This is a genomic window from Salipiger sp. HF18 (genome assembly GCF_011806505.1).
Lineage (GTDB): Bacteria > Pseudomonadota > Alphaproteobacteria > Rhodobacterales > Rhodobacteraceae > Salipiger > Salipiger thiooxidans.
This window is the reverse complement of record NZ_JAATOS010000219.1, coordinates 1-6,609: the sequence shown is the minus strand read 5'-3', so window position 1 is coordinate 6,609 and position 6,609 is coordinate 1. Positions and strand designations below refer to the sequence as shown.

Annotated in this window: 6 protein-coding genes and 2 pseudogenes; 5 read left to right on the top strand and 3 right to left on the bottom strand. The window is 68.4% G+C overall.

Going from position 1 to position 6,609, the window contains the following annotated elements; genetic code table 11:
• The 3 genes from HC022_RS16410 to HC022_RS16400 form a co-directional block, all read right to left on the bottom strand.
• A partial coding sequence (locus HC022_RS16410) for a GntR family transcriptional regulator (RefSeq protein ID WP_167453145.1) occupies positions 1–390 on the bottom strand: 390 nt, incomplete at its 3' end.
• Positions 391–517: 127 nt separating this feature from the next.
• On the bottom strand, positions 518–1,831 hold the full coding sequence (locus HC022_RS16405; RefSeq protein WP_167453144.1) for a glutamine synthetase family protein: 1,314 nt from the start codon (positions 1,829–1,831) through the stop codon (positions 518–520).
• Positions 1,828–2,613: a MurR/RpiR family transcriptional regulator gene (locus tag HC022_RS16400; RefSeq protein WP_254885131.1), complete on the bottom strand. Its 786-nt coding sequence runs from the start codon at positions 2,611–2,613 to the stop codon at positions 1,828–1,830. The genes HC022_RS16405 and HC022_RS16400 overlap by 4 nt, the downstream gene beginning before the upstream one ends.
• Positions 2,614–2,772: 159 nt before the next feature.
• Here HC022_RS16400 and HC022_RS16395 point away from each other — a divergent pair, with 159 nt between their 5' ends.
• The 5 genes and pseudogenes from HC022_RS16395 to HC022_RS29695 all read left to right on the top strand — a co-directional run.
• Positions 2,773–4,602, top strand: coding sequence for a branched-chain amino acid ABC transporter ATP-binding protein/permease (locus HC022_RS16395; RefSeq protein WP_167453142.1), 1,830 nt, complete (start codon positions 2,773–2,775; stop codon positions 4,600–4,602).
• Entirely contained in the window at positions 4,599–5,246 is a 648-nt protein-coding gene (locus HC022_RS29245; RefSeq protein WP_254885130.1) for an ABC transporter substrate-binding protein, read from the top strand. Before HC022_RS16395 ends, HC022_RS29245 begins: the two co-directional genes overlap by 4 nt.
• Complete coding sequence (locus HC022_RS29240; RefSeq protein ID WP_254885129.1) at positions 5,243–5,737, top strand: ABC transporter substrate-binding protein; 495 nt, start codon at positions 5,243–5,245, stop codon at positions 5,735–5,737. Before HC022_RS29245 ends, HC022_RS29240 begins: the two co-directional genes overlap by 4 nt.
• Before the next feature lie 12 nt (positions 5,738–5,749).
• Positions 5,750–6,456, top strand: a pseudogene (locus HC022_RS16385) (ABC transporter ATP-binding protein).
• A gap of 10 nt (positions 6,457–6,466) precedes the next feature.
• Positions 6,467–6,609 (top strand): annotated as a pseudogene (locus HC022_RS29695) (branched-chain amino acid ABC transporter permease); the annotation flags it as partial.

Sequence of the window (6,609 nt, the reverse complement as noted above, 5' to 3'; positions counted from 1 at the left end):
CTCCTCGCGAAAGCGGATGCGGTCCACGGCCAGCATCTCGCCCTGCGGGGCGGGGTCGTCGAGGTCCATGGGAAGCCGTGCGATGCGCAGGATACGGGTGCCGAGCCGGGCGCGGCCATCCGCCAGCGACAGGCTCCAGCCCGAGCCGCTGTCGATCACCGCGCCGCCGTAGGTCACGAAGGAGCCGATGCCGACCTTGGTGCGGATGAGCCCCTTGGCGGCGAGGATGCCGAGCCCCTTGCGGACGGTGGTGCGCGAGACGGCGAAGCGTTCGACAAGCGCGTTCTCGCTCGACAGCGCCGCGCCGTCGGTGAGCGTGCCCGAGCGGATCTCGGCCTCGAGCACCCGCGCGATGCGCTGGGACTTCGATTCTGCGGCGCTCTGCTTCATCCGTCCTCCTGTCTCTTCATGTATGGTAGACAGGTCTAGACAGGTTTGTCTTTAACTTTTTTTCAGCGTGACGGATTTGGGGGGGGACGGCGCTGAAATCCGCGCCGTCCCGGGGGATGTCCGCGGGTCAGTAGACGGTGCCGTAGGCGGCGCAGCGCGCGGCGGTGTCCTTGTCGTCGAGCCACGCCAGCTCGCCGCGCTTGTGGGCGGTGTAGACCTCGGCAAAGCCCTCGGGGAACCAGCCGGTGACGGTCTCGTTCTCGGCAAAGCGGGTGAGGGCGGCGGGCAGCGTCTCGGGCAGGCGGGCATAGCCGCGCGCGGCGAGATCCTCGGCCGAGAGCACCGAGAGGTCTTCCTCGGTGACCGCGGGGATCGGCAGCGCGTCCTCGATGCCCTGACAGCCCGCGTGCACGATGGCGGCAAGCGCGAGGTGGGGCGAGGCGGCAGCATCGGCGGCGCGGTACTCGAAGTTGTACTGTTTCGCGATGCTCTCGGGATCGGTCGCGGTCACCGGGCAGATCCGCAGCGAGGCCTCGCGGTCGCGGAAGCCGAGGTTGTTGTAGGCGGCGCTCCAGCGGTGCGGGGTCAGGCGCAGGTAGGAGACATCCGAGGGCGCGGTGAGCGCCACGATGCTGTCGAGATACTTGAGCACGCCCGCGATGAAGCTGCCGGTGGTGGCCGACATGCCCTGCGGCTGGGCAGGGTCGTAGGTGGCCGGTGCGCCCGCCGCGTCGAGGAAGCTCATGTGGATGTGCACGCCGTTTCCGACGTTGTCGGGATCGAGGATCGGCGCAAAGGTCGCCCGCTCGCCCACGCGCTGCGCGGTCAGCCGGGTGATCTCGCGCAGGAGCGCCGCCTCGTCGGCGGGGCGCACCCCCTGCGAGGGGGTCACGGTGATCTCGTACTGGTCGGGGCCGTATTCCTTCATGAAGGTGTCCGTCCCGAGCCCGGCCTGCGCCAGCGCCGCCATGAGCGCCTCGCCGAAGGCGCGGCGGCGGGTGAAGCCCGAGAAGGTATAGGCCTGTCCCGGCGTGGTCTCGGTCGGGGTGAACTGGAACTCGTGCTCGAACGAGGCCACCAGTTCGAGCCCCGCCGCCTTGCGCAGCCGCTCGAGCGCGGACTTCAGGATCGAGCGCGTGCAGCAGGACCACGGTGTGCCGTCGAGGTCGGTGATGTCGCCCAGCGCCAGTCGCTCGACCGGGCTGCCGTCCTCGTAATCGAGCGCCACGGTGGTCTCGCTGTCGGGGATCAGCAGCAGGTCGCCGAGCGCGCCGAAGGGGGTATCCGCTATGGCGTCGAAGCAGGTGATCTGCACGTTGGTGGGAGTCCAGCCGACGCCGCGCTTCAAGCGCTTCTCGATCTGCGACAGCGGGAAGGCCTTGCCGCGCAGCTTGCCGGCGATGTCCGAGGTGGCGGCGAATACGAGGGGATCTGAGATCATGTGTCGGGGTCTCCGAAATCGAGGCGCATGGCATCCCATGCCTCGATGCGCGTCTTTGTGGTGGTCCAGTGGGTTTCGGCGATGCGCGTGACGATCGCCTCGATCAGCGCGAAGGCGCCGGTGTAGGTGTCCCAGAGCGTGCCGTTGTCGATCGGCACCGCGAGCACTTCGGTGGCATGTGCCGCGCAGGGCGAGAGCCAGCGGTCGGTCAGCCCCACCGCCTGCACCTTGCGCTCGCGCACGGCACCTTCGGTGAGCCGCTCGAGGCTTTTCTGGTAGCGCCGGAAATCCGCCACGAAGAGCACGTCGCGGGGCTTCATCCGCAGCAGGTGGTCGGGCCAGGCCTCGGGGTCGGGCGACAGGTGGTGAACCTTGTCGCGGGCCTGCCGCAAGTGGCGGGACATGAAGCTCAGCAGCGTGTCGCTCATCCGCCCGCCAAGGAAGTAGACGCCGCGCCTCGGGTCGGCGAGCAGCGCGCAGATGCGTTCGAACTGCGCCTCGGAAATGGCGGTGGAGGCACCCTGCATGACCGTGGCCGAGCGGCTGAGGAAGCTTGCGAGATAGGCGCCCTCGACCGGCTGGGCGGTGCGTTGCAGGTCCACGGGCGAACGCTCGCCCTCCTTCAGCTCGGCGATCAGGCTGCGCTGGAATTCGGCGTAGCCCTGGAAGCCGAGCTTGGTCACGAAGCGCGAGATCGACGGCGCCGAGGTTTTCGTTTTGAGCCCCGCAAACGGGTAGTCGAGCAGGATCGCCGCGCCGATCCGGCGCTCGGTGGCGGTCATTTCCCCGGAAATTCGCTCGATTCGAGCCCTGACCTGCATGTTGCCTCTCCAAGTTCGCCGCCACGATTGCGTGGTGAAAAAATCTTGTCAAACCAGAAAACTTTCTTGCCGGTGAAAAAATATCGTCACAATCATCAGGGCGTCAGAAAAGGATTCGCAATGCTCACGGCTTCACCACGCAACATGGCCATCGCACTCGCCGCGGCAGCAGCGTTCGTCATCGTGGCGGCTCTGGTGGCCACGGGACTGGGGGCGGCGAGCGAGCGGGTGCTGTCGGTGTTCTTCATCTCGCTGATCGCGGTGGTGGGCATCGGGATCTACAGCGGCAACAGCGGTGTGCTGTCGTTCGGGCACCTGTCGTTCATGGCGGTGGGGGCCTATGTGTCGGCGCTGCTGACGCTGCCGGCGGCGATGAAGGCCGCGACCCTGCCGAAGCTTCCGGCGTGGCTGGCGGCGACCGAGCTTGGTCTGTTCCCGGCGATCCTCGTGGCCATCGTGGTGACCTGCGCCTTTGCGCTGGTGGTGGGGCTTGCCGTGGGGCGGCTCGACGGCTCGGCCGCGACCATCGCCACGCTTGGCCTGCTGATCATAACCCACGGCGTCATCATCGGCTGGCGCGACGTGACCCGAGGCTCGGGCACCTTCTTCGGCGTCCCGCGCGAGACCTCGCTCTGGGTGGCGGCGGGCTGGTGCGTCGCGGCGCTGGTGGTGGCACGGCTCTACCGCGACAGCGTGTCGGGCCTGCGCCTGCGGGCGAGCCGCGAGAACGCCATCGCGGCGGGCGCGGTCGGCGTCGACATGAAGCGCGAGCGGCTGATCTCGTGGATCCTGAGCGCCGCGGTCATGGCGTTGTCGGGCGCGCTGATCGCGCATTTCCTCGGCGCCTTCAGCCCCAAGAAATTCTACTTCGTCGACACGTTTCAGCTGCTCGCCATGCTGATCGTCGGCGGCATGACCACGGTCACCGGCGCGGTGACCGGCGCCGTCACCATCACCGTGGTGACCGAGGTGCTGCGCCGCTTCGAGAGCGGCTTCGACATCGGCGCCTTCACCGTGCCGCAGGTCTTCGGCACCACCCAGATCGGCATCGCGCTGATCATCCTCTTTGCCATGTTCCGCAAGGCCGAAGGGCTGGCGGGGCTCAAGGAATGGGAAGAGCGGGTCTTCACCCGTCGCGGTGCAGAGAAGACCGAGGCCACGTTGCCGGCGGTCTCGGACCGCTCGGCGCTGACGGCCGAGCACATGACCATGCGCTTCGGCGGGCTGACAGCGGTCAACGACGTCTCGGTCACGCTGCGCCCGGGCGAGATCGTGGGCCTGATCGGGCCCAACGGCTCGGGCAAGACGACGCTGCTCAACATGCTCTCGGGCGTGCTGGAGCCCACCGAGGGCACCTCGCGGCTGGGGGAGACGAAGCTTGACGGACTGCCGACGCACCGCATCGCCGAGCTCGGCATCGCGCGGACCTTCCAGAACATCCGGCTCTTCCCGTCGCTCACCGTCGAGCAGAACGTGCTGGTGGCGGGGCTCTCGACCGGAAGCGGCAAGGACGCCCGGGCGCGCGCCGACGCTGCGCTGGCGCGGCTCGGCGTGGCCGGTCACGCCGACAAGGACGCGGGCACCTTCTCCTACGGCGACCAGCGCCGGATCGAGATCGCCCGCGCGCTCGCCTGCCAGCCCAAGCTGCTGTTCCTCGACGAACCGGCCGCCGGCATGAACCGCGAGGAGACCGATGCGCTGATGGAGACGCTGCGCGGCCTCACCCGCGAGCTCGGCATCGGCATCCTGCTGGTGGACCACGACCTCAAGCTCATCAACAGCCTGTGCGACCGGATCCTCGTGCTCAACGAGGGCCGGCTCATCGCCTCCGGCGCACCCGCCGAGATCCGCAGCGACCCGGCGGTGATCGAGGCCTATCTCGGAACGTCCCAGACCCAAGACGACCCCGCCGAACCGGGGCATCAACCGACAGAGGAGAACGACCCATGAAGAGACTCGCACTGACCACCGCCCTTGCCACGCTCGGGATGATGAGCCCGGCGCTGGCCGAAACGCTCAAGGTGGGCGTGGCCACCGCGCAGACCGGCGGGCTGGCCACATACGACGCCCCGGTGATCGAGGGCGTGCACATCGCCGTCGACGAGATCAACGAGGCCGGCGGCATCGGGGGCAACATGCCCATCGAACTGCTCGAGAAGGACGTGCGTTCCGACGCCGCCCAGACAGCCATCGCCGTGCAGGAGCTGGTGGACGCGGGCGTCTCGGTGCTGGTGCTGCCCTGCGATGCCGACCCGTCGCTGGCGGCGATGGGCATCGTTTCGGGTGCGATGATCCCGGCGATCTCGACCTGCGCCTCGTCGCCGACGCTGCCGATGGTGGGCGGCGAGTACATGTTCGCCAACTTCCCCGGCGACAACGTGCAGGCCACCGTCTCGGCGGAATGGGCATGGGAGCAGGGCATGAAGACCGGCTACATCCTCTATTCGCCGGACACCCAGTACACGACGCTGCCGCTCTACTTCGCCGAGGTCTTCGACGCGCTCGGCGGCGAGATGCTTGGGCAGGACACCTATTCCATCGGCCAGCAGGACTTCTCGGCCATCGTGACGATCCGCAGCCCGACGTCATCATGACCGCGGCCTACGAGCCCGACTTTCCCTCCTTCCTGAACGCGCTGCGCGCCGCCGGCGTCACCAGCCAGGTGATCGGCTCGGACGGCATCGACAGCCCGACCACCTTCTCGCTGGGCGCGCCTGCCGAGGGCCTCGTCTTCACCACCGCGGGCTATGCCGCGGAAGGCAGCCCGCTGGCCGAGTTCAACGCCAAGTACGAGGACGTCACCGGTGCGCCGTCGCAGACCGTGTTCAACGCCGTGGGCTATGACCTCGTGAAGGTGATCGAGGCGGCGACCGAGGCCGCGGGCTCCACCGATCCGCAGGCGATCCGCGACGCGCTCGCCAACCTCGAGGGTGTGCAGGGCGCGACCAGCGTCATCACCTACAAGGGCACCGACGGCATGCCGGTGCGCGAAGTGTCGATGATCCGCGTCAAGGAAGGCGAGCGCGAGCTTGTCGGTCAGCCATCGCCCACAGCCGAGCTGATCCCCGCTCCGCGGATGCAGTAAGGCGAGGCCGCGATGACACCGCTTCTCAGGACGTCCGGTCTGATGGTCCGTTACGGGCCCGTCGAGGCGGTGCGCGGCATCGACTTCGAGATCGGGGAAGGCGAGATCGTCGCCTTCCTCGGCGCCAACGGTGCGGGCAAGAGCTCGACGCTCAACGCGCTGGTGGGGCTGGTGCCGGTGCATTCCGGCACGGTCGAGTTCCTCGGCCGCGACATCACCCACGACCCGGCAGAGACGCTGGCGCCCGCCGGGCTGACGCTGGTGCCCGAGGGGCGGCGCGTCTTCAACACCCTGAGCGTGGCTGAAAACCTGCGCATGGGCGCCTACGGCATCCGCGACAAGGCGGCCGTGGCCGAAGCCTGGGACCGGGTCTACGACCTGTTTCCGATCCTCGCCGCGGCCAGTTCGCGGGCACGCTCTCGGGCGGGCAGCAGCAGATGCTGGCCATCGGGCGCGCGATGATGAGCGGGCCCAAGCTCCTGCTGCTCGACGAGCCGTCGCTCGGCCTTGCGCCGCTGATCGTCGAGCAGGTCTTCGAACTTCTAGTGCGGCTGCGCGGCGCCGGCGTGACGCTGGGCGTGGTCGAGCAGAACGTGGCGCGCTCGCTGCAGATCGCCGACCGGGGCTACGTGCTCTCCGGCGGGCGGATCGTGGGGCAGGGCAGCGCCGCAGAGCTGGCAACCTCCGAGGCGCTGAGCGGCGCCTATCTCGACGGCTGAAAGGCGTAGCATGGATTTCTTTCTGCAGCAGACGGTGAACGCGGTGTCGCTGGGCGGCACCTACGCGCTGCTGGCGCTGGGGCTCGCGGTGGTGTTCTCGATCATGGGGCTGATCAACTTCGCCCATGGGGAGCTGATGACCATAGCGGGCTA